Here is a 20,241-nt window from a genome sequence, read left to right on the forward strand (position 1 = left end):
CGCCGTTTGTCCCCCGCGGGCGGTAGCGTCCTCGTCGTGGACGTTGGGGAACGCATTGAGGAACTGGCCGACCGGATCGTGCAGCTGCGTGACGCCTACTACCGGGGTGCGCCGGCCGTGGCGGACGCGGAGTACGACGCGATCGAGGACGAACTGCGCGCGCTGATCTCGGAGAACCCGGAGCTGACACCGGATCCGAATCCGCTGGACCAGGTCGGCGCGCCCGCCGTCCTGCACGCGCCGGTCCGGCACTCGCGGCCGATGCTGTCGCTGGAGAAGGCGACGCGTCCGGAGCAGGTCGAGGCGTTCTTCAACCGGTTCCCCGGCCGGTCCGTGGTGGTCATGCCGAAGCTCGACGGGCTGTCGCTGGCGCTGGTCTACGAGGACGGCCGGCTGGTCCGGGCGATCACCCGAGGTGACGGCACGACCGGTGACGACGTGACTCCCCTGGTCCGTGCGCTGGCCGACGGCGTACCGGCCACTGTCGACGCTCCGGGCCGGGTCGAGGTGCGAGGTGAGGCCGTCATGTTGCGCTCCACCTTCGCCGCCTACAACGCCGCCCACCCGGACAAGCCGCTGATCAACCCGCGCAACGCCGCCGCCGGGACGCTGCGGGCGAAAGATCCGGCCACGGTCGCCGAGCGCCGCCTGCAGTTCCTCGCCTTCGATCTGCACACCGACCCTGACAGCACCGACTCCGACCTCGACCGCGCGCTGCGCACGCTCGGGTTCGCCGTCGCCGACATGCGGCACTGCGACGACGCGGCCGCGGCGCAGGCCGTGATCACCGAGATCGAGCAGCAGCGCAACGAGCTGGACTACGACCTCGACGGCGCCGTCCTGCGGCTGGCCGACCGGGACGCGTTCGCCGCGGCCGGGACCAGGTCGAGCTCGCCGCGCGGCGCCCTGGCGTACAAGTTCGCCGCCGAGGAGAAGACCACCGTGCTGGCCGACGTCGTCTGGGACGTCGGCAAGACCGGCAAGATCGCCCCGGTCGCCTGGCTGGAGCCGGTGTTCGTCGGCGGTACGACAGTCACCCGCGCGACGCTGGCCAACCAGGAGGTGATCCGGGCCCGCGGCATCAAGATCGGCGACACGGTCCTGGTCCGCCGGGCCGGCGACGTGATCCCGTTCGTCGCGGGCGTGCTCGACGCCTCCCAGCGCACCGGCGCGGAGCAGGACATCGTGCCGCCCACCCACTGCCCGTCGTGCGGACAGCCGCTCACCGAGCAAGGCAACAGCCGCGAACTGTTCTGCACCAACGTCTCCTGCCCGGCCCAGACCGTACGACGGCTGATCCACTGGGCCTCTCGCGCGGCGGCCGACATCGACGCGATCGGCGGGGTCTGGATCGAGCGCCTGGCCGAGGCGGGCATCCTGGAGAACCCTTCGGACTTCTACCAGCTGACCAAGGAACGGCTGCTCGAGTTCGACCGCATCGGCGAGGTGTCGGCCGCCCGGATGATCGAGTCGATCGACGCCAGCCGCCAGGTCGGACTGCGCCGGGCGCTGATCGGGCTCGCGATCCCGATGGCCTCCGAGGGCACCGCGGCCCGGCTCTGCCGCGCGGGCTTCGGCTCGCTGGAGGAGGTCGCCGACGCCGGCGAGGAGGGGCTGGTCGCCGTGGACGACATCGGCCCGAAGGTCGCCGCGTCCCTGGTCGAGCACCTCAACCGCCTCCGCCCCGAGCTCGAACGCCTGCGCGCGGCCGGCGTGTCCCTCGACGTACTCGACGAAGACCTGCCCCCGGTCGTCGCCGCCGGCGCACCGCTGGCCAGCAAGACCGTGGTCGTCACCGGCGCCATCAGCGACCCCCGCTCCGGCGAGAAGGTCCCGCGTCCTGCTTTCCAGCGACTGTGCGAACGCGCCGGCGCCACCATCGCCTCGTCGGTCTCGGCCGGCACCGACCTGCTGATCACCGGCGCGGACGTCGGTGCCGCCAAACTCACCAAGGCCGAGAAGCTCGACGTCCAGGTGGTCGACCAGTCCGAGATCTGGCCCCAGCTCTTCGCCGCCGGCATCTCGCTGTGAGGTGCCTGCGGTGAGGAGCCGGGGTTCGGCGGCCTGGTTCCGCGGTCGGCTGATCAGGCGGACCTGACCTCGCGGCGAAGCAGCCGCAGCAGACCGAAGCCGAGTGGCAGCAGCACCCAGATCGTCCCGGCGACCGCGATGTGCGCCCAGTCGCCGCCCTGGAAGGTCCGTCCCTCGAGCGCCGGGGTCATCGCGGTGTTGAGGTCGAGCCAGGGCGCGACCTCGTCCAGCGCGCCCACCATCGAGAACAGCACGCTCCACGCGATCGGGATCACGTAGTACAGCACGATCGCGGCGGCGGTGTTCATCAGCAGCATGCCGAAGGCGAAGCCCTGGACGAGGCCGATCAGCTGCAGGGCGAAGAAGTCCCGGACGTTGGCGGCCTCGAAGTCCCAGGTTCCGGCACCGTCCAGCAACACCGTGCCGGCCACGTTGCTCAGCGCCGCGACGCCGAGCGCGACGACCACAGCGAGCAGACCGACCAGCGTCACGGCGACCAGCTTGGCCACCGCGACGCGGCCCCGGCTCGGTTCGAGGGTGAAGGTGACCAGCCCGGTGCGCTGGCTCCACTCGGCGGTGACCGCGAGGATGCCGAGCACCGGGAGCAGGATGCTCTGCGGCGTGGCGGTCACCCCGACGAAGTTGAGGAACGTCAGCTGCTCCGGGTCGGCGACGAACAAGAAGACCGTGACGACGGCGATGGTGACGACGCCGATGGCGGCGAGCAGCCAGAAACCGGCGCGGGTGTCGACGAGCTTGCGCAGCTCGACGCGCAAGAGGCGGCTGAAGGGAACGGCCGTCACGCTCGGGTCCGGGGTCGCGTCGATGTGAAGCGGTACGTGGCGGGTCGCGGTACTCATGCGGTGACCTTCTCCCGGGCGTCGTTGGTGGTGAGCTGCAGGAACATCTCTTCGAGTCCGGCGCCGTCCGCGGCCCGCAACTCGGTGACGACCACGCCGTGCTTCGCGGTGACTACCGCGATCTGCTCGCGAGTCGCCTCGACGACGTACCCGCCGTCGGGGTTCGTCCGGTAGGGGAAGCCGGCCAGGGAGAGGCAGCGGCGCAACGCTTCGGGATCGAGTCCGCGAACCAGGGTGCCGGCCGCCTTCAGGAGCTCGGCTTTGCTGCCGTCGGCAACGATCACCCCGCGGCCGATCACCACGAGGTGGTCGGCGACGACCTCGATCTCGTGCAGCAGGTGCGAGGACAGCAGCACGGTTCCGCCGCGGTCGGCGAAGCCCTTGAGCAGTCCGCGCATCCAGTGGATGCCCGCCGGGTCGAGTCCATTGGCGGGTTCGTCGAGGATCAGCACCTGCGGATCGCCGAGCAGCGCGTGCGCGATGCCGAGCCGCTGCCGCATGCCCAGCGAGTAGTTGCCGACCCGGCGATCGCCCTCGTCCGCGGACAGCCCGACGGTCTCGAGCAGCTCGTCCACCCGCCGCCGGGGCAGACCCATCACGGTGGCGCCCAGGCGCAGGATCTCGCGGCCGGTCCGTCCGGTGTGCTGCGCGGAGGCGTCCAGCAGAACGCCGACGTGCCGCCCCGGGTTGGGCAGCCGGTCGTACGGGACGCCGAGAATCGTGCTGCGGCCCGCGGACGGCCGGGTCAGACCGGTCATCATCCGCATGGTGGTCGACTTGCCGGCCCCGTTGGGACCGAGGAACCCGGTGACCGATCCGGGTCTGGCCTGGAACGACACCCGGTCGACGGATTGGTGAGCGCCGTAGCGCTTGCTGAGTTGTTCGACGGTGATCATGGGTCGAGCCTGCGCCTGCGCGCCGACCCGGCACATCGGTCGCGGAGCCAGTCTCCGCGAACCAGGGCCCAGGCCTGTCCAGACCGCGGTAGGGGGTCACCCGATACCGCGGTCCCTGCCCTGAACGCCCTGGCTCCCGTACCGTGAACACGGTGGACGCCTTCCGAGCTGAGCCACCACCTCCGCTGAGCCGTCGGCAGTCGATGTGGCGCTACGGCTTCGCCGTCGTCTGCGGCGCCGGCTTCTGGACGGCGGCCTTCTACGACTCCGGCACCTGGGACTTCCGCCCGTTCCTGGCTGTCGATCTGCTGATCGGCGTCGTCAGCATCGTGCTGATGCGCTGGCGGCGGCGGTACCCACTGGCGGTCGCGCTGGTCGTCGGCGCCGTCGGAGGCATCGCCGACGCCGCGGCCGGCGCCGTGGTTGTCACCGCTGTGTCGCTGGCCACCCGGCGAAAGTGGCAGGAGATCGTGCCGGTGGCGGTCGTCAACGTCGTCGCCTCCGTCGTGTACTTCGAGATCCAGCCCGGCCGGGCGCAGCTGCCGATCTCGCTGCTCGTCACGGCGGTCTTCGTGGGCGCGATCATCACCGCCGGCATGTACGTCGGCGCGCGCCGCGACCTGCTGGCCACGCTGCAGGAACGGGCGGACCGGGCCGAACGCGAGCAGGGGCAGCGCGTCGCGCAGGCACAGCTCACCGAACGGGCCCGGATCGCCCGGGAGATGCACGACGCCCTGGGCCATCGGCTGTCGCTGGTCGCGCTGCACGCGGGTGCGCTGGAGTACTGCCGGAATCTGAGCGACGACGAGGTGGCCGAAGCGGCCGCCGTGACCCGGCAGAGCGCGCATCGGGCCTTGGACGAGTTGCACGACATCCTGGGCGTTCTGCGGACGCTCGAGACCGATGCGCCGCCGGAGCGTCCGCAACCGACGCTGGTCGACCTCCCGGCGCTGGTCCACGAAGCCAGGGGCTCGGGAACGAAGATCCGGCTGCACAACCGGATCGACGACCTGGGAACGGCGCCGGACGCACTCGGTCGCAGCGCGTACCGGATGATCCAGGAGAGCCTGACCAACGCCCGCAAGCACGCACCGGACACGGCCGTCGACGTCACCCTCGACGGCAGGCCGGGCGGGCAGTTGACGCTCGAGGTCCGCAATCCGCTGCGGCTCGGCGCGCCGGCGGGTGCGCCGCCCGGTTCGGGACTCGGCCTGCTCGGCCTGACCGAACGCGCCGAACTCATCGGCGGCCGCCTCGAGCACACCCGGTCCGACGGAGACTTCGTCGTCCGCGCCTGGTTGCCGTGGCCGGCATGAACGACCCGGGGCGCGCGCCGGTCCGGGTCGTGATCGTCGACGACGACGCGCTGGTGCGTGCCGCGCTCGGGATGATCCTGCGCGACGCGCCGGCGATCGAGCTCGTCGGCGAAGCCGACGACGGTGAGCCGGGGCTGGACCTGATCGCCCGGGTCGCGCCCGACGTCGTCCTGATGGACATCCGGATGCCTCGCCTCGACGGTCTCGACGCACTGGCCCGGCTGATGGGACAGCCCGCCCCGCGCCCCAAGGTGATCGTGCTGACGACGTTCGACGCCGACGACCACGTACTGCGCGCCCTACGCGGCGGGGCCAGCGGCTTTCTGCTCAAGCACACCCCACCCGCGCAGATCATCGAGGCCGTGCACCAAGTAGCCCGCGGCGACCACACGCTCTCCCCCAGCGTGACCGCTCGACTGATCGCGCGGCTCGGCAACGACGAACCGGCCCCGGAGCGCGTACGCCGGGCCCAGTCGCTGACCGGCACCCTGACCGCCCGCGAGCGCGAGGTGGCGGTCGCGGTCGGCGAGGGCAAGGTCAATGCCGAGATCGCCGAGCAGCTCTACCTGAGCATGGCCACCGTCAAGGCGCACGTCTCGCGCATCATGGTGAAGCTCGAAGCCACCAATCGGGTCCAGGTCGCCAACCGCGTGCACGACGCCGGCCTGCTCTGAGCGCACCGGTCAAGCCCGGATCACGGCCCGAACTTGTGCAAGCTCCCGCCTGGCCCCCGGGCAGCGCTTTACAGACGATCCCCGCTATGCATAACTTACGCATAAGTTGACCAGGCGCACCCCGCGCCGGCCGGCCCGAGGATCGAGGTGACCCCGATGGCGCAGCAGCAGCTTCCGGCGCCGGTACGCTGGGCCGACGAGCGACTCGGGATCGCCAAGCTGGGCAAGAAGAACCTGCGCAAGGTCTTTCCCGACCACTGGTCGTTCATGCTCGGCGAGATCGCGCTGTACAGCTTCGTCGTCCTGATCCTCACCGGCGTCTTCCTGACGCTGTGGTTCAGGCCGTCGATGGCCGAGGTCGAGTACCAGGGCTCGTACAGCCTGCTCAAGGGCCTGGCGATGTCCGAGGCCTACGAGTCGACGCTGCGGATCTCCTTCGACATCCGCGGCGGGCTGCTGATGCGCCAGATCCACCACTGGGCCGCGGTGCTGTTCGTCGCGGCGATGAGCGTGCACCTGCTGCGGATCTTCTTCACCGGCGCCTTCCGCAAGCCGCGCGAACTCAACTGGGTGATCGGCATCCTGATGCTGTTCCTCGGCATCGTCGAGGGCTTCATCGGCTACGGCCTGCCCGACGACCTGCTGTCCGGCACCGGACTGAGGATCACCGAAGGCCTCGTGCTGGCCTCGCCCGTGATCGGGACCTGGCTGAGCTTCTTCATCTTCGGCGGCGAGTTCCCCGGGGACGACTTCGTCTCGCGGTTCTACACCGTGCACGTGCTGCTGATCCCGGGCATCCTGCTCGCGCTGATCACCGTGCATCTGATGCTGGTCGTCTACCACAAGCACACCCAGTTCCCCGGTCCCGGCCGGACCGAGAAGAACGTGGTCGGCTACCCCCTGCTGCCCGTGTACGCCGCGAAGGCGGGCGGCTTCTTCTTCGTCGTGTTCGGCGTGCTCGCGCTGATGGGCGCGCTGCTGCAGATCAACCCGGTCTGGCTCTACGGCCCGTACAACCCGGCCGAGGTGACCGCCGGCTCCCAGCCCGACTGGTACATGGCGTGGCTGGACGGCGCCGTTCGCCTGATGCCCGGCATCGAGTCCGAGTTCTGGGGCGTCACGATCAGCTGGAACGTCGTCGTACCGGCGCTGCTGATGCCGCCGCTGTTCATCGGCTTCGTCGCGCTCTACCCGTTCCTCGAGCAGTGGATCACCGGCGACAAGCGCGAGCACCACCTGCTCGACCGGCCGCGCAACGTGCCCACCCGGACCGGGATCGGCGCCGGCATCATCACCTTCTACGGCGTCCTGTGGCTGAACAGCGGCAACGACCTGGTCGCCACCCACTTCGACCTGTCGATCAACGCGATCACCTGGGTGTGCCGGGTGCTGATCTTCGCCGGTCCGGTGCTGGCGTTCTGGATCACCCGCCGGATCGCGATCTCACTGCAACGCGCCGACCGCGAGCGCGTGCTGCACGGCCTGGAGACCGGTGTCATCACCCGCTCCCCCGACGGCGAGTACGCCGAGAAGCACGCCCCGATCTCGCCGTACGAGGCCTACACGCTGACCGCGCGGGAGGACCGGACGCCGTTCGAGCTGGGCCCGGCCATCGACGACAACGGGGTGGTCGCACCACGTCGCGGCCGGGACCGGATCCGCGCGGCACTCTCCCGGTTCTACTTCGCGCACGACGTATCGAACCCGGCGCCGCGCGACCCGAAGCCGCGCGAGCTCGACGCCAGCGGGTCCCGAGGATCCGGCGGCCCACCCGAGGCGAGCTGACGCGTCGACCGCGGAGGTCGGCGCCGCACTCGGCCTGACTCAGCCCCGGACGACGGCCAGCGCCTGCCGGGCGATCTCCCACTCCTCGTTGGTCGGGATCACCAGGACGGCGACCTCGCTGCCGTCCGCGGACACGACGCCCGTCTCCCCCGGCTCGGCGTTGCGGTCGGCATCGAGCCGGATACCGAGGCGTTCAAGACCCTGGAGGGACGCGGCGCGCACGTCGGCCGAGTGCTGACCGACCCCCGCGGTGAACACGATGGCGTCGACCGTGCCGAGCACGGCGTAGTACGCGCCGACGTACTTCTTGATCCGGTGGCAGTAGACGTCGAAAGCCAGCTGGGCGCGCTCGTTGCCGGAGGCCCGCAACCCCGACAGCTCACGGAAGTCGTTCTCGCCGGCCAGGCCCTTCAGCCCGGACTTGGAGTTGAGCGCGCGATCGATCTCGTCGACGGACCAGCCCAGCTCGCGCGCCAGGTGACCGTGGATCGCCGGGTCGAGGTCACCGGAGCGGGTGCCCATCACCAGGCCTTCGAGCGGCGTCATACCCATCGACGTCTCCACCGACTGCCCACCCCGGACCGCCGACGCCGAGCAGCCGTTGCCGAGGTGGAGCACGATCAGGTTCACCTCGGCGAGGTCGCGCCCGAGCCGCCGCGCCGCCTGCTCGGAGACGAACGAGTGCGAGGTGCCGTGGAAACCGTATCGGCGGATACCGTGCTCCTCCAGCCACTCCGACGGTACGGCGTACGTGTAGGCGTGCGGTGGCAGCGTCTGGTGGAACGCCGTGTCGAACACGGCAACCTGCGGCAGGTCCGGGAACAGCCGGCGCGCGACCTCGATGCCCTCCAGATTGGCCGGGTTGTGCAGTGGCGCGAGCGGCACGAGCTCGGTGACCTCCGCGATCAACGCGTCGTCGACAAGGCTCGGAGCACCGAACCGGGACCCGCCGTGCACGACCCGGTGACCGACGGCCGCGAGGTCCACGTCGTCGAGCGACGGGCCGTGGGTCTCGAACGCCTTGAGGGCGGCGCGCAACGCGTCCTCGTGCGTCGCGATCGGGTCGGAGCTCTCGGTCTCGCCGTCCGGGCCGCGGTGCTTCTGGTGACCCTCGCTCTCGCCGATGCGTTCGATCAGCCCGTCGGCGGCCGCCTCGCCGGAGCCGGCGTCCATCAGGCTGTACTTCAGCGAGGACGAGCCCGCGTTGATCACCAGGACGTGGTCACTCATCGGTTGCCTTCCCCCTGCTGGGCCTGCAGGGCGGTGATCGCCACCGTGTTGACGATGTCCCGGACGGTCGCGCCCCGGGACAGGTCGTTCACCGGTTTGCGCAGACCCTGCAGGACCGGCCCGACCGCGACCGCGTTCGCCGACCGCTGCACCGCCTTGTACGTGTTGTTGCCGGTGTTGAGGTCGGGAAAGATGAACACCGTCGCCCGCCCGGCCACCGGCGACTCCGGCAGCTTGGTCCGGGCGACGGCGGCGTCGATCGCCGCGTCGTACTGGATCGGGCCCTCGACCAGCAGCTCGGGCGCGCGCTCGCGGACGATCGCGGTGGCCTTCGACACCTTCTCGACGTCGGTGCCGGTGCCGGACGTGCCGGTCGAGTACGACAGCATCGCGACCCGCGGTTCGATGCCGAAGGCAACCGCCGTCGCGGCCGACGAGATGCCGATGTCGGCCAGCTGCTCCGCGGTCGGGTCCGGGTTGACCGCGCAGTCGCCGTACACGAGGACCTGGTGCTGCAGGCACATGAAGAACACCGAGGACACGACCGACACCCCCGGCACGGTCTTGACGATCTCCAGCGCCGGCCGGATCGTGTGTGCGGTGGTGTGGACCGAGCCCGACACCATGCCGTCGGCCAGGCCGAGCTGGACCATCATCGTGCCGAAGTACGAGACGTCCTTGACCAGTTCGCGGGCGCGATCCAGGTCGACGCCGCGGTGCTGCCGCAACCTGTGCAGCTCCGCGGCGAACTGCTCGGCCAGCGGGTCGTTGTCCGGGTCGACGACCTGCGCCGCGGACAGGTCGAGGCCGAGCTCGGCCGTCTTGGCACTGATCGCGACCGGGTCACCGAGCAGCGTCAGGTCGGCCACACCACGCCGCAGCAGGACGTCGGCCGCGCGCAGGATCCGCTCCTCCTCACCTTCCGGCAGCACGATGTGCTTGCGGTCGGCAACCGCCGCGTCGATCAGCTGGTGCTCGAACATCAACGGCGTCACCGCGCCGCTGCGCGCCACCGCGAGCTGGTCCAGCAATGCCTGGCTGTCGACGTGCTGCTCGAACAAGGCCAGCGCCGTGTCGATCTTGCGCGGCGAGTCCTTGGTCAGCCGCCCGCGGACCGCGGTCAGCGCCGCCGATGCCGCCTGGGTGTCCAGATCCGTCTCCAGGATCGGCAGCGTGACCCCGAGTCCTTCGATCAGCCGCTGCACCTGGGGCGGCAACGTGAACCCACCGTTGAGCACGATCGTGGAGATCTGCGGGAACGTCCGCGAGGCGTGCGCCATCAGGACGCCGAGCACGACCTCCGGCCGATCCGCCGCCGTGATCACCGCCGCACCGTCGAACAGCCGGTCCAGAACGTTCGGCATCGTCATCCCGGCCACCACCAGCCCGGTGACCTCCCGCGACAGCAACTCCGGATCGCCGCTCAGCATCCGCCCGGCGATCGCCTCCAGCAGGTCCGCCGGAGTCGGCTGACTCAGCACCGGCTCCTCCGGCAGCGCGTACGCCGGTACGCCGACGCCGGCCAGCGCGTCGACGACCCGGTCGAGGTCCTCGGGCCCGACCCGGTTGGCCAGCACCGCGGCAAGAGCCCCGTGGTTGGCGGCCAGCTCGGCGATGGACAGGTCCGCGATCGCCCGCAGGTCGTCCGTGCTGCGCCGGAATCCGTTGAGCACCAGCAGGACCGGCGTACCGAGGTTGGCCGCGATCTTCGCGTTGTAGGAGAACTCCGTCGGCGTACCGACGTCGGTGTAGTCGCTGCCGACCACCAGTACGGCGTCGGCCCGCTCGGCCACGGCGTGGTACCGGCGGACGATCACGTCCAGCGCGGCCGCGGGATCGTCGTGCACCTCGTCGTAGGTGACGCCGACGCAGTCCTCGTACGCCAGGTCGACCGCGTCGTGCGCGATCAACAGGTCCAGCACATAGTCCCGTCCACCGTGCCGAGCGGTGTCCGGCCGCACGATCGGGCGGAACACGGCGACCCGTCCCACCCGCCGCGACAGCTGCTGCAACACCCCGAGTGCCACCGTCGACTTCCCGGTGGAACCCTCCACGGACGCGACGTACACGCTGCTCCCCATGCCAGAACCCTAACGAGTCCCCCGCCGGCAAGCTCAGGGCCCGCCTGACGGGTCAGCTCGGGTCGGTGTGTGGTTCGACGCGTTCGACCGGGAGGGCGACCTCGATGACCGTGCCCTCGCCGACCGGACTGCTGATGTCGATCGAGCCGGCCAGCGCCTCGACCCGGTCGCGCAGGCCGATCAGGCCCGAGCCCTGCTGCGGTTCGGCACCGCCGACGCCGTCGTCGCGGACCCGCAGCCGGAGGGCGCCGTCGCGCTCCTCGACGCCGACCTCGACATAGCTCGCCTTGGCGTGTTTGGTCGTGTTGGTGACCGCCTCGGAGATCACGTAGTACGCCGCGACCTCCACCGCCTGGGGGTACCGCGAGGTGATCTCGAGCCGCAGCTCGACCGGGACGGCCGAACGCCGGGCGAGCGCGCGCAGCGCCAGGGCCAGACCGCCCTCGGACAGGATCGCGGGGTGGATACCGCGGGAGATCTCGCGCAGCTCCTCGAGTACCTCCTGCAGATCCACGACCGCCTGGCCGATGCTCTCTCCCAGCTCCGGCAGCTCGGCCGGCACCGTGCTCTGGGTGCCTCGGAGGTTGAGCGCGAGCGAGACGAGCCGTTGCTGGGCCCCGTCGTGCAGGTCGCGCTCGATCCGGCGCCGCGTCTCGTCGGCGGTGGCGACGATGCGCGCCCGCGACTGGGTCAGCTTGGTCCGGGCCTCGGCGTTCGCGATCGCGGTCGCCACCAGCTCGGTGAACTCGGCCAGCCGCTGCTCGGTGGCGGGCAGGAACGGGTCGCGGCGGGAGGCCACGCTGATCGTGCCCCAGCACCGGCCCTCGACGATGATCGGCGTCGCGACCGCCGACCGGACGCCCTCCAGGCGCACGAAGTCGGGTTGGTCGGCCGGTGACGGGGAGTCCAGGTCGAGACGGGCCGAACCGCCGGTGGCGAGCACCGTCGCGGTGGGCGAGGGCGGCTCCGGCTTCCAGCGGGTCCCGGTCGCGAGCATCTCCTGCTCGCTCGCACTGTGCGTGGCCACCAGCGTCGCCAGCCCGTCGGAGTCCAACCGCAGAATCGCCGCGGTGTCCGCGCCGACCAGCTGAACGACCTCCCGGGCGACCGCGGCGAACACCAGATCGGGCGCCACCGCACGGGCCACCAGCGTCGCGACCCGTCGTAGCGCCGCCTGCTCGTCGGCCATCCGGCGCAGCTCACCGCGCGCCTCGGCGTTCTCGACGGCGGTCGCGACCAGTTCGGTGAAGCTGGCGATCTGGGACTCCGTTTTCGCCGGGTACGGATCGTCGCTCTTGGTCGACGCGGCGATCACACCCCACAACCGGCCGTTCACCACGATCGGGCAGCCGATCGACGAACGGATCCCGAGCGTCAGGGCCTCCCGCGCGATCTCGCCGGTGGCGCCGGCGAAGCTGTCCAGCCGCACGGGCCCGCCGGCCCGGCGTACCTCACGGGCGACGCTCAGCCCGTCCAGCGCGAAGTGCGTGCCGACGGCGAGCTGGTCCGGCACCCGGCTCCAGGCCGCCACACCGGTCACGGTCCCGTCCGGCTCGTAGCGCTCCATCCGGGCGAGATCGGCACCGCACAGCCGGCCGACCTCCCGGGTCACTGCCTCGAAGACGGTGGACTGGGAGCTCGACTCCGCGACCAGCGTGGCGACCCGCCGGAGCGCCGACTGCTCCTCGGTGAGCCGGGCCGATTCCAGCGCCGACTGCCGCGACCGGGCCGCCAAGTTGCCCACGACAACGGCTGTCACCAGGAACACCACCAGGGCGACGATCTCCCGTGAGTCGGCGACCAGCAGCGAGCCCACCGGCGGCACGAGCAGGACGAACACCGTGACGCTGACCAGCGACGTGACCGCCGCGAGCCGCGCGCCCCACCAGATCGCGACCGGGAGCACGGCCAGGAGATAGAGCACCAGCAGGCTGAGGACCGGGACGTGCGACCTGAGCAGCAGGACGGCACCGGTCACGACGGCCACCATCGCCGCGCTGGCGAGCAGTCTGACCGGCCACCGAACGTCCGCACCGCTCACTGTCGCCATGGCTGAAGTATGACCTGGGCCCGTGCGCCGCGGCCGAGAAGGTACAGGTAGCCAGAATGCCGGGCCGCCGCGGTTGTTGCCATGCTGGTGCCATGACGTTGCGTTGCCTGATCATCGACGACAGTCCCCGGTTCCTGGCGGCTGCCCGCGGCCTGCTGGAACGCGAAGGCTTCGACGTCGTCGCCGTGGCGACCAGTGGCGACGAGGCCTTGCGGTACGCCGCCGAGCTGACGCCGGACGTCACGCTGGTCGACATCCACCTCGGCGCGCAGAGCGGCTTCGACGTGGTCCGGCGGCTGACCGGCGACGGGCCGCTGACGCCGTCCTCGGTGATCCTGATCTCCACCCACGCCGAGGAGGACTTCGCCGACCTGATCGCGGACAGCCCGGTGGCCGGGTTCCTGCCCAAGACCGGGCTGTCGGCCGACGCGATCCGGGCCGTGCTCGCGCGCGCGGCCTGACTCAGCGGGTCTCGAGGAACGTCACCACGGCGAGCACCCGGCGGTGGTCGTTGTCGGTCTCGGGCAGGCTCAGCTTGGCCAGGATGTGCCGCACGTGCTTCTCCACCGTGCCCTCGGTCACCCACAGGGCCCGGGCGATCCCGGCGTTCGACCGGCCCTCGGCCATCAGCGCCAGCACCTCGCGCTCGCGCGGACTGAGCTCGGCCAGCGGGTCGTTGCGCCGGCGGGCCGTGACCAGCTCCTGCACCAACGCGGGGTCCATCACCGAACCGCCGCGCACGATCCGGTGCAGCGTCGCGATGAACTCCTCGACGTCGGTCACCCTGCTCTTCAGCAGGTAGCCGATGCTCTGACCGGTGGCCAGCAGCTCCATCGCGTGCTCGACCTCGGCGTGCGCCGACAGGACGAGGATGCCGGTGTCGGGAAACTCCTTGCGGATCTCCCGGGCGGCGTCCAGGCCCTCGGTGGTGTTGGTCGGCGGCATCCGGATGTCCATCACGACCAGGTCCGGCCGGAGCTCGCGCACCAGCGGCAGGATCCAGGCGCTGTCGCCGGTCTGGCCGACGATCTCGAAGCCGGACCGTTCGAGCAGGCTGGCGAGTCCCTCGCGGAGCAGGACGTCGTCCTCGACCAGCAGCACGCGCGCTGCCGCCGTACCGTCGTCGCGATCCGGGCGGTGGGCAGGCGGATCCGTGGTCATGGCACAAAGTATGCCCGCTGCCCGGCCGCCCGGCTTTCCTGCCAGCAGGAATCCCCGATGGCCGCTGACCACGGCGACAACGCGGCGCCGGAGCGGGACCGTTGAATCAGACAACTTTCACTCACGACGAGGACCCGCTGATGAAGATGCCGAGTCGCCGGACGATCGGCCGCCTGCCCTTCCTGTTACCGGCGCTGCTGGCCGTCGGGATGCTGGCCGGCTGTTCCACGCCGGACCCGTACCAGGACCTCCCGGGCGGCGGAACCGATGCCGTCACCGGGCACGTGGTCATCGACGACAGCTGGGTCGACGCGCCGCACGGACTCACCGCCGGCGCGGACGCTCCCCTGCGGCTGTCGCTGACCAACGAGTCCGCGACCACCGCCGACGCACTGGTCGGCGTCTCGACTCCCGTCGCTCGGAGTGCGTCCTTCGTCCAGGACGGTCGGGACGTCGCGCGGATCGCGCTTCCCGCTGGTGCGGACAGCGACCTGGAGTTGACGACCGGGGTGGAGTTGCACGGTTTCCGCCGGGCTTTGCGGCCCGGGGAGTGGTTCCCGGTGACGCTGACGTTCCAGAACGCCGCGCCCGTGACGTTCCAGGTGGCAGCCGGCCAGCTGCCCGCGCGATGAGCGCGCCAGAAGACGGTACGGCGGTCCCCGGCACCGAGCGCTTTCCCGGACGCTGGCGGGCGCTGACGGTCAGCCAGCTCGCCGCGTTCATGGCGCTGCTCGACGTCAGCATCGTCAACGTCGCCCTGCCGTCGATCGAACGAGGGCTCGACGTCCACGCGGCCAGTGCGCAGTGGGTCGTCTCGGGCTACGCACTCGCCTTCGGCCTCGCGCTGGTCCCGGCGGGTCGCCTCGGCGACGCGTTCGGCCGCCGCTGGATGTTCATGATCGCCCTCGCCGCGTTCGTCGTCACCAGCGCGCTGACCGGGGCGGCGCCGACCATCGGCCTGCTGATCGCCGCCCGGCTGCTCCAAGGCGTCGCCGGCGGCATGCTGATCCCGCAGAACTCCGGGCTCATCCAGGAGCTGTTCGACGGAGCGGAGCGCGGCCGAGCGTTCGGCGTACTCGGCGCCACCGTGGGCCTGGCGACGGCGACCGGCCCGGTGGCGGGTGGTCTGATCATCACGCTGATCTCCGGTGCGGACGCCTGGCGCTGGGTCTTCTACATCAACGTGCCGATCGGCGTACTGGCTCTCGTGCTCGCGGCGAAGCTCGTACCGGCCGGCCTCGGTGGTCATCGCCGCGGCGTCCGGCTGGACCTGGTCGGCAGCCTCCTGCTGGGCGCTGGGGTACTGAGCCTGCTGCTCCCGCTGGTAGATGCCGAGAGCAAGGGATTCGCCCACGACTGGTGGCTGTTCGTCGCCGCCGTGGTACTGCTGACCACGTTCGCCTGGTGGGAGATCCGCACCGTACGCCGCGGGCACGAACCGATGCTCGACCCACGCCTGGTGCGCACTCCCGGGTACGCCGCCGGGTCGCTGATCGGCATGGTCTACTTCATCGGCTTCACCGGGATCTGGCTCGTGCTCGCGCTGTTCTTCCAGGACGGCCTCGGTTACTCGCCCCTGCGTTCCGGCCTGGCGGTGACACCCTTCGCACTCGGCGTCGCCGCGTCGGCAGCAATCGCCGGCCGGCTGGTGACCCGCCTCGGCCGCGCCCTCACGGTCACAGGCCTCGTCGCCACCGCTGTCGGTCTGGCCGTCACCGCCCTGCTCCTGCGCCACCACGGCGGCGACAACGCCGTGTGGGTCGTCGCCATCCCCCTCCTGGTGGCCGGCATCGGCGGCGGCCTGGTCACGTCACCCAACATCACGCTGTCACTGGAGAACGTGCCCGTTCGGATGGCAGGCGCCGCCGGCGGTGCACTCCAAACCGCCCAGCGCGTCGGAGGAGCCATCGGCACCGCCGTACTGGCGACGATCTTCTACCGAATCCTCACCAGCTCCGGCCACAACTACGCCACCACGGTCTCGGACACGATCCTGTGCGCGTCCGCCCTGATGCTGGTCGCCCTCGCCATCGCCACCGCCGACCTCCTGCACAACCGCCGCCGCTGACCCGCCTGCAGCGCCGCCGCTCCGAGAACGTAGTCGACCAGCGCCGCCCCCGCGTCGGAGCGGGCCGAACCTCTCACGCCAAGCCTGTTCGCCGGACTAGGCGGCCAGCGGAAGGGCTGGGCGCAGCTGCTCGCGCAGGGCCTTGCGGCCGCGGTGCAGGCGGGACATGACGGTGCCGAGGGGTGCGCCGACGATGGCGGCGATCTCCTTGTAGCTGAAGCCGTCGACGTCGCAGAGCAGGACCACTTGCCGGTAGCGCTCGGGCAGCGACGACAGGGCTTGCTGCAGGCGTTCGTCGGGCATCGCGTCGACCACGGTGGACTCGGCGGACAGCTCGACCTCGGCTCGGCCGAGCGAGGTGCTCTGGCTGGCCTCCTCGGGCACGACGACCGGGCGGCGCAGCCGCTGGCGGTAGCCGTTGATGAAGGCGTTGCGCAGGATGCGGTGCAGCCACGCGTTCAGGTTGGTGCCGGGGCGGAAACCGGCGAAGCCGACGTACGCGCGCAGGAAGGTCTCCTGCAGCAGGTCGTCGGCGTCGGCGGGGTTGCCGGCCAGCCGCAGCGCGGCGTAGTACAGGCGGGGATGCAGCGGGACGACCTCGGCCTCGAAACGGGCCCTCAGGTCCTCGGTGCGATTCGGGATGTCCATACCTGCAGCATCGTTCGGATCCGCGGCCAGGTCGTCGACGTGAGCACCCAACCCCTGGACCGGCTGACCGTACCTTCGGTGTACCTGCTGGCAGGAACACCGCGGCAGGTACGCCGAGACGCCGGAACGCGGAGGCGCCGGAACACGCCCCCGGCGCCCCGGCGCCGTTCTCGGGATGGCTAAGCGGTACGCCCCCGGCGGACCACCGCGTCGAACCCCGCGGCCAGCAGCAGGACCGCACCGGTGACCACCCACTCGTAGCCGGCGGAGTTCGCGCCCTGGATCAGGTCGCTCATGCCGTTCGTGATGACCGCGACGACCAGACCGCCGAGCACGGCGTCGATCATCCGCCCGTGCCCGCCGAACAGCGAGGTGCCGCCGATCACCGCCGCGCCGACCGCCAGCAGCAGCGTGTTGCCCGCGCCAGCGTTCGACTGGACCGACTGCAGCAACGACGCCGCGACCACGCCCGACACCGCGGCCATCCCGGAGCAGATCGCGAACGCCGAGATCCGGATCCGGGACACGACCACCCCGGCTCGCCGGGACGCCTCCTCGTTGCCCCCGACGGCGAACAGGTGCCGGCCGTACCGGGTCCTGGTGAGCACGAAGTGCCAGGCGACGTACAGGACCACCAGCAGGACCACCACCCACGGCATGCCCTGCGCCTTGTTGCTGAAGAACGCGTTCGTCGACAGGTTCCGGTTCACCCCCATCTCGTAGGTGAACACCGCTCCCAGCGCGGCCAGTACGACGACCTTCGCCGCGATCACCGTGTACGGCGCATGGCCGAGCCCGTCGCGGCGGCGCCCGATCGCGTCGTTCACCTTGATCGCGGCGTACCCGGCGACGAAGACCGCCAGCAGCGTCCAGCCGAGCCAGATCGGGACGAAGCCGTTCTCCAGCTTGATCAGCGGCGAGCCGTCGGGCAGGTTCACCGATCCCTGACCGCCGACCAGGATCAGCGTGACGCCCTGGAACGCCAGGAACGTCGCCAGCGTGATCACGAACGACGGGATGCCGACCCGCGCGCGCAGCCAGCCCATGCCCAGCCCGATCAGCACGCCGGCGGCGAGCCCGATCACGAGCGCCGGCGCCCAGCTCACGCCGTGCCGCAGCATCAGCACCGCGAGGATGGCCGAGCACAGGCCACCCGTCGTACCGGCCGACAGATCGATCTCGCCGAGCAGCAGCACGAAGATCAGGCCCATCGCCATCACGATGATCGGCGCCGCCTGGATCACCAGCGCCTCGAGGTTGTACGCGCTCAGGAAGCCCTGGTGCACAACGGCGAAGACCCCGGTGATCACGATCAGCCCGGCCAGCGCGGGGATCGAGCCGAGCTCGCCGCCCCGTACTCGCGCCAGGTAGTCCTTCGCGTACGCCGCAACCGACGCCGCTTCCTCGCCCGGGTCGCCGAGCTCCGGCTGGTACTGCTCGACGATGTCGCCGGTCTGCGCGCTCATGCGGCCGCCCCCGGCTCCTGCTCGGGCAGCCCCAGGTCGCCGGAGCGGCCGGTGGTGATCAGCTCGACCACCTGGGTCTGGGTCACGTCCTGGCGCCTGACCTGCGCGGCCATCCGGCCGAGGAACAGCACGCCGATCGAGTCGGCGACCTTCATCACGTCGTTCATGTTGTGCGACACCAGGATCACCGCGACCCCCTGGTCGGCCAGCCGGCGGACCAGGTCGAGCACCTGCGCGGTCTGGGCGACGCCGAGCGCGGCGGTCGGTTCGTCGAGTACGACGACCTTCGACTGCCACAGCACGGACTTGGCGATTGCCACGGTCTGCCGCTGGCCGCCGGACAGACTCGACACCCGCTGACGGACCGAGTGGACCGTGCGGACCGACAACGACGCCAGCGTCTGGCGCGCCAGCTTCTCCATCCCGTTCTCGTCCAGCGTGCGCAGCCGGGAGATCCGCTCGCGGCCGAGGAACATGTTCTGGACGATGTCCAGGTTGTCGCACAGCGCGAGGTCCTGGTGCACGATCTCGATGCCGAGCTGGGCGGCCTCGCGGGGGTCGAGCACGCTGCGCGGCGTACCGTCGAGAATCAGCTCACCCGCGTCGACGCGGTGGATGCCGCCGATGCACTTGACCAACGTCGACTTGCCGGCTCCGTTGTCGCCGACCAGCGCGGTCACCTCGCCGGCGGTCGCGGTGAAGTCCACCGCCGTCAGCACGTGCACCGGACCGAACGACTTGTCGACGCCGCGCAGTTCCAGCGTGGGATTACTCATGACTGCCACCTGTTCTGTCGAAGGTGGGGCCGGCCGGCGAGGCCGGCCCCACCGGCTGGATCACGGGTTCTTGATGCCGTTGGCCGCGCACAGCTTGGCGAGCGCACTGGTCGGGCAGACCGACGCGGCGGTCAGGTAGCCGTCGTTCACCGGCCGCGCGACGTTCGCCTTGGTGATCACCGTCGGATCGGCCAGGTACGCCGGAACCTCCCGGCCGGTGGTCGGGTCCTTGACGGTCGTCGGCGCGGCGGGCTTCTGGCCGGCCAGGATCTGCGCGGCCAGCTTGACCGCGACCTGCGCCTCCCCCGCGACCGGCTTGTAGATCGTGAAGCACTGCGTGCCGGCCATCACGTTGTCGAGGCCGCCGGCCGTGGAGTCCTGCCCGGAGACCGCGACCTTGCCGGCCAGACCCTGCGCTTTCAGCACGTTGATGACCGACTGCGCCATCGTGTCGTTCGCGACCATCACCGCGTTGAGGCCGGGGTGCTGGCCGAGCATCGTGGTGAACACCGTCTGCGCGGTCGCGGCGTCCCAGTTGCCGCTCTGGTCGGCGAGCTTGGTCCAGCCCGGCTGCTTGGACAGCACCGAGTTGTAGCCCTGCGCGAACTGGGTGGCGTTGTTGTCGGTGGCCGCGCCGTCGATCTCGACGTACCCGACCGAGCTCTTGCCCTTCACCTCCGGACACTGGGTCAGCGCGGTGCCCTGGTCCTGGCCGACCTTCACGTTGTCGTAGGAGACGTAGTACGACGCGGTGCCGCCGGTGGTGAGCCGGTCGTAGTCGATGGTGACCACGTTGTGCTGCTGGGCCAGCGCCTCGATCGCCTTGCCGGACCCCGGGTCGAGGTTCACGACCATCAGGACGCCGACCCCGGCGTTGATCAGCGCCTGGGCCTGCGACTGCTGGGTGGTCGCGCTGCCGTTGGCGTTGTCGATGTAGCAGGTGAGCTTGCTGGCGGTGCACTGCTGCCTGAGCACGGTCGGGTCCGCGGAGACCCAGCGTGGCGAGGACGCGGTGTCCGGGAGCAGGATGCCCACCTTGGTGTTGGCGGGCGCCGCGCTGCCCGAGGAGTTGGTGTTGCCGCTGCCGCAAGCGGTCAGGCCGGCCAGCAGCAGGCCGGCGATGCCGGCCACCGCGAGGGCGGTTCGGTATGTCGTTCGCATCAGTGCGTCCTTCCTCAACCTTGGTCAGGTTCAGGATC

General features: G+C 70.8%; 17 protein-coding genes. 7 read left to right on the forward strand and 10 right to left on the reverse strand.

Translation table 11 applies throughout. The features are described 5' to 3' along the window. Positions 1 to 36 precede the first annotated feature (36 nt). Positions 37 to 2,031 carry an NAD-dependent DNA ligase LigA gene (gene ligA, locus ACQPXM_RS22945; protein ID WP_432936411.1) on the forward strand — a complete coding sequence of 665 codons (1,995 nt, stop codon included), beginning with the start codon at positions 37 to 39 and terminating at the stop codon, positions 2,029 to 2,031. A 53-nt stretch (positions 2,032 to 2,084) separates the two neighbouring features. On the opposite strand, the gene ACQPXM_RS22950 is transcribed toward ligA, so the two are convergent. Together ACQPXM_RS22950 and ACQPXM_RS22955 are read right to left on the reverse strand one after the other, a co-directional pair. After that, entirely contained in the window at positions 2,085 to 2,891 is an 807-nt protein-coding gene (locus ACQPXM_RS22950) for an ABC transporter permease (protein WP_432936413.1), read from the reverse strand. Continuing rightward, positions 2,888 to 3,787: an ABC transporter ATP-binding protein gene (locus tag ACQPXM_RS22955; protein WP_432936416.1), complete on the reverse strand. Its 900-nt coding sequence runs from the start codon at positions 3,785 to 3,787 to the stop codon at positions 2,888 to 2,890. The genes ACQPXM_RS22950 and ACQPXM_RS22955 overlap by 4 nt, the downstream gene beginning before the upstream one ends. 152 nt (positions 3,788 to 3,939) lie before the next feature. Here ACQPXM_RS22955 and ACQPXM_RS22960 point away from each other — a divergent pair, with 152 nt between their 5' ends. The 3 genes from ACQPXM_RS22960 (at position 3,940) to qcrB (ending at position 7,562) form a co-directional block, all read left to right on the forward strand. Continuing rightward, the gene (locus ACQPXM_RS22960; protein WP_432936418.1) at positions 3,940 to 5,103 is read left to right on the forward strand and encodes a sensor histidine kinase; all 1,164 of its coding nucleotides are present in this window, start codon (positions 3,940 to 3,942) and stop codon (positions 5,101 to 5,103) included. After that, a complete protein-coding gene (locus ACQPXM_RS22965) occupies positions 5,100 to 5,777 on the forward strand; it encodes a response regulator transcription factor (RefSeq protein WP_432936421.1) in 678 nt (225 codons plus the stop codon). The genes ACQPXM_RS22960 and ACQPXM_RS22965 overlap by 4 nt, the downstream gene beginning before the upstream one ends. 156 nt (positions 5,778 to 5,933) lie before the next feature. Next, the gene (qcrB, locus tag ACQPXM_RS22970; RefSeq protein ID WP_432936424.1) at positions 5,934 to 7,562 is read left to right on the forward strand and encodes a cytochrome bc1 complex cytochrome b subunit; all 1,629 of its coding nucleotides are present in this window, start codon (positions 5,934 to 5,936) and stop codon (positions 7,560 to 7,562) included. Positions 7,563 to 7,601: 39 nt separating this feature from the next. Here qcrB and ACQPXM_RS22975 read toward each other — a convergent pair whose 3' ends face one another. The 3 genes from ACQPXM_RS22975 to ACQPXM_RS22985 are packed head-to-tail and all read right to left on the reverse strand — an operon-like array spanning position 7,602 to position 12,923. Continuing rightward, positions 7,602 to 8,792, reverse strand: a complete 1,191-nt coding sequence (locus ACQPXM_RS22975) for an acetate/propionate family kinase (protein ID WP_432936426.1) — start codon at positions 8,790 to 8,792, stop codon at positions 7,602 to 7,604. Then, the gene (pta, locus tag ACQPXM_RS22980; protein ID WP_432936429.1) at positions 8,789 to 10,873 is read right to left on the reverse strand and encodes a phosphate acetyltransferase; all 2,085 of its coding nucleotides are present in this window, start codon (positions 10,871 to 10,873) and stop codon (positions 8,789 to 8,791) included. Before pta ends, ACQPXM_RS22975 begins: the two co-directional genes overlap by 4 nt. A 52-nt stretch (positions 10,874 to 10,925) precedes the next feature. Continuing rightward, positions 10,926 to 12,923 carry a GAF domain-containing protein gene (locus tag ACQPXM_RS22985; protein WP_432936431.1) on the reverse strand — a complete coding sequence of 666 codons (1,998 nt, stop codon included), beginning with the start codon at positions 12,921 to 12,923 and terminating at the stop codon, positions 10,926 to 10,928. A gap of 92 nt (positions 12,924 to 13,015) precedes the next feature. Between ACQPXM_RS22985 and ACQPXM_RS22990 the strand changes: the two genes are divergently transcribed. Beyond that, a complete protein-coding gene (locus tag ACQPXM_RS22990; RefSeq protein WP_432936434.1) occupies positions 13,016 to 13,384 on the forward strand; it encodes a response regulator in 369 nt (122 codons plus the stop codon). Position 13,385: 1 nt separating this feature from the next. Here ACQPXM_RS22990 and ACQPXM_RS22995 read toward each other — a convergent pair whose 3' ends face one another. Further along, positions 13,386 to 14,084, reverse strand: coding sequence for a response regulator (locus tag ACQPXM_RS22995; RefSeq protein ID WP_432936436.1), 699 nt, complete (start codon positions 14,082 to 14,084; stop codon positions 13,386 to 13,388). A gap of 140 nt (positions 14,085 to 14,224) precedes the next feature. Here ACQPXM_RS22995 and ACQPXM_RS23000 point away from each other — a divergent pair, with 140 nt between their 5' ends. Both ACQPXM_RS23000 and ACQPXM_RS23005 read left to right on the forward strand, forming a co-directional pair. After that, on the forward strand, positions 14,225 to 14,716 hold the full coding sequence (locus ACQPXM_RS23000) for a copper chaperone PCu(A)C (protein ID WP_432936438.1): 492 nt from the start codon (positions 14,225 to 14,227) through the stop codon (positions 14,714 to 14,716). Next, entirely contained in the window at positions 14,713 to 16,152 is a 1,440-nt protein-coding gene (locus tag ACQPXM_RS23005) for an MFS transporter (protein WP_432936440.1), read from the forward strand. The genes ACQPXM_RS23000 and ACQPXM_RS23005 overlap by 4 nt, the downstream gene beginning before the upstream one ends. A gap of 96 nt (positions 16,153 to 16,248) precedes the next feature. Here ACQPXM_RS23005 and ACQPXM_RS23010 read toward each other — a convergent pair whose 3' ends face one another. From ACQPXM_RS23010 to ACQPXM_RS23025, 4 genes are all read right to left on the reverse strand, one after another. Beyond that, entirely contained in the window at positions 16,249 to 16,800 is a 552-nt protein-coding gene (locus tag ACQPXM_RS23010) for a sigma-70 family RNA polymerase sigma factor (protein WP_432936442.1), read from the reverse strand. Between the two features lie 179 nt (positions 16,801 to 16,979). After that, the gene (locus ACQPXM_RS23015) at positions 16,980 to 18,266 is read right to left on the reverse strand and encodes a sugar ABC transporter permease (protein WP_432936444.1); all 1,287 of its coding nucleotides are present in this window, start codon (positions 18,264 to 18,266) and stop codon (positions 16,980 to 16,982) included. Next, on the reverse strand, positions 18,263 to 19,042 hold the full coding sequence (locus ACQPXM_RS23020; protein ID WP_432936446.1) for an ATP-binding cassette domain-containing protein: 780 nt from the start codon (positions 19,040 to 19,042) through the stop codon (positions 18,263 to 18,265). The genes ACQPXM_RS23015 and ACQPXM_RS23020 overlap by 4 nt, the downstream gene beginning before the upstream one ends. 60 nt (positions 19,043 to 19,102) lie before the next feature. Continuing rightward, the gene (locus tag ACQPXM_RS23025; RefSeq protein ID WP_432936448.1) at positions 19,103 to 20,203 is read right to left on the reverse strand and encodes a sugar ABC transporter substrate-binding protein; all 1,101 of its coding nucleotides are present in this window, start codon (positions 20,201 to 20,203) and stop codon (positions 19,103 to 19,105) included. Between the last annotated feature and the right edge of the window lie 38 nt (positions 20,204 to 20,241).

This window comes from Kribbella sp. CA-253562 (assembly GCF_050942265.1).
GTDB lineage: Bacteria > Actinomycetota > Actinomycetes > Propionibacteriales > Kribbellaceae > Kribbella.